Origin of the sequence: Glycomyces salinus (genome assembly GCF_016428645.1) — a bacterium.
Classification (GTDB): Bacteria; Actinomycetota; Actinomycetes; order Mycobacteriales; family Micromonosporaceae; genus Glycomyces; species Glycomyces salinus.
The window spans coordinates 1-2,273 of record NZ_JAELXW010000173.1 but is presented as its reverse complement, the minus strand read 5'-3'; the positions used below and the strand labels follow the sequence as shown (position 1 = coordinate 2,273).

The window sequence follows — 2,273 nt, the reverse complement described above, 5'->3', positions numbered from 1 at the left end:
TCCAGCAGGATGTCGCCTGCCACGTCGATGACGACATCGACTGAGGTCGGACAGTGCCTGGTAGACCAGCAGCAGCGCCCAGGCCTCCTGGCGGACCAGGTCAGGGGTCTGCGAGCGGAACCGCACACTGGTCCCGCCGCGCAGCTCGGTCTTGACCGCGTCGTAGAGGATCTCGGACTCCCAGCGGGAGGCGTACAGGCCCGGGAAGTCCCCGATCGGCCACAGTTCGGGGTCGAGCAGGCTGGTGACCAGGGTGATCGTCTCTCCGGTGGTCTCGGCCCCGGTGTCGGGGTCGGTGACGTAGACGGTGTATTCGATGACGCGGACCAGCGGCCCGCCGGCCTTGAGGTGGGCGGTGTAGGACCCGTCGGGCAGGACCTGGACCGGGGCGAGGCCGAACTGGGCTCCGGCGCGCATGATGACCTCGCATCCGGTGGCGGTGACCTGCTCGTAGAGGTCGGAGCCGCAGAAGCCGGAGTCGAAGACGGCGAGCATCCCGCGCCGGAAGGAGGTGACGAGCCGCATCGTCAGGGCTTTCTCGCTGGTGGCGTAGGCGTCGAACGCGGCGTCGATGACCGCGCGGGTGCCGGTCTCGCAGTGGGCGACCAGGCGGATCTGGGGGAAGGGGCCATCGGTCGGGCCGCCGAACGCCTCCCGGTTGGCGGGCGTGTTCGCCACGTCCAGGCAGGTGCCGTCCACCGCGGTCAGGCGCAGGCCCCGCCACCACGCGCCCGGTGTGTCGGGGCTTGCCAGGCGCCCGGCGGTCTCGGCGAACAGCAGCGCGAGCGGTTCGGCCCCCAGCCGGGCCCGGGCCCGGGTGATCGAGGAGGCCTCGGGCGCGCCGGTCGCAGGCAGGGCCAGGCCGTCGGCCCCGCCGCTGAAAGCGCAGCCGTCGGCGAGCCGACGCCACACTTCCTTATAGGACAGGTTGCGCCACAGCCACAACGCCAAGACCAGGTACAAGGTCAACCGGGCGGGCAGGTCCCGCTGCCGCTCCCACACCGCGCCGCCCTCGGCGGTGACGGTGTCGACCAGGCCGGGGTCGAACGTCTGGGTCAACACTCCAAAAGAGGCACGGTCAGCCGCGTTCGTCACGCCTCCAAGCATCTCCCAGACCGCACCGGCCCCGGACGCGACCCCACCGACCAGCGACGATCACCGAACCACCAGAACCAGCAACCCCGCAACCAGCACCTCCACCTAAACGCAACGGTGTTGGTCCCGCTGCCTGGTAATTGTCGTATAACGAGCGAGAGTATACAGACCATCACCATCGATCAGACTCGATCGAAAAGCCGGATGCAAGAAGTTCATTAAGTGATGGGTCAATACTGGGCCACAGCCGCTCCAGCAGATCCACAAGTAACCACGTAATCAACCCTGTAACACAGCCGGGGCGATTCAGTACACTCCCGAGGCACGACGTTTCTCGTCGATTTGCCCGCACAATTCGCTGAGCTGAGTATCGTTAGGTTCGAATGGGGAGCAGCAGTTTCGCAATACTTCGAACTTCGCCATTTGGTCGAGTTGATCCCAATCACCGCGATCACTTGCATATTTGACGACCGCCAGCGGCTCATAATACCTGCCGTCCCATTCAAGCCACTCAAGCCATCTTGCCGCAGGCCCCTGGAGCCTGAGCTCCTTCTCATAGACCTCAATGATGGACCATATCAACCTTCTATGCACATTCGCAAGGATGGGACTCGCCATGAAGGGATCTTCAATCGGCCTCTCTTCGAAGAACTTTACATGATTTAGAGTCTTCGCGAGCATCTCCATTTCGTAAATGTCGCCGAACTCCAGGTTCATTAATTCTCCTATCCGAACGGGTTGGATCCGGCAAACAACAGATCAACATTTGACAACTTAATGGAACCCCGATGGATGAATTCGTTCACTTGATCTCCCTTCCGGATTGGCATGCCTTCAGGAGCATTGAACCCGATAAGATACTGACCTCGATCAGGGTGTTGCCCAGCATGAAGTGCCATGTTGGTCTCAGACGAGGATAGTGCCTCCTGCGTAAGATAAGTGCGGTTCTTCGAGTCAGGCTTAATCACACCAGTCTCGGAGATCGCATCGAATCCATCTCCATCAGTGTAATGGAAGAACGTGTTCTCTCCGAGGTTGTCGGCGAGCTCATCTGCATCACCACACGCTCCTCCGGCATTGTGGGTGAGGAAGTCGGTGTCGGCGGCTTTGACGTAGTAGGTGTGGTATCCAGCGACTGTGAGGTTGTAGACCGTGGCGTGTTCGGTGCGGGTCTCGAT

At 61.9% G+C, this 2,273-nt stretch carries 3 protein-coding genes; all 3 read right to left on the bottom strand.

Annotated elements, in window-relative coordinates; genetic code table 11:
- A partial coding sequence (locus JFB92_RS24860) for an IS4 family transposase (protein ID WP_269848085.1) occupies positions 1-1,107 on the bottom strand: 1,107 nt, incomplete at its 3' end.
- 294 nt (positions 1,108-1,401) lie between these two features.
- Positions 1,402-1,812, bottom strand: coding sequence for a hypothetical protein (locus JFB92_RS24855; RefSeq protein WP_199044628.1), 411 nt, complete (start codon positions 1,810-1,812; stop codon positions 1,402-1,404).
- A gap of 8 nt (positions 1,813-1,820) precedes the next feature.
- A partial coding sequence (locus JFB92_RS24850; protein ID WP_199044627.1) for a hypothetical protein occupies positions 1,821-2,273 on the bottom strand: 453 nt, incomplete at its 5' end.

Excerpts from the sequence above, each read along its gene's own strand:
- JFB92_RS24855 (WP_199044628.1), bottom strand. The coding sequence starts at position 1,812 with ATGAACCTGGAGTTCGGCGACATTTACGAAATGGAGATGCTCGCGAAG.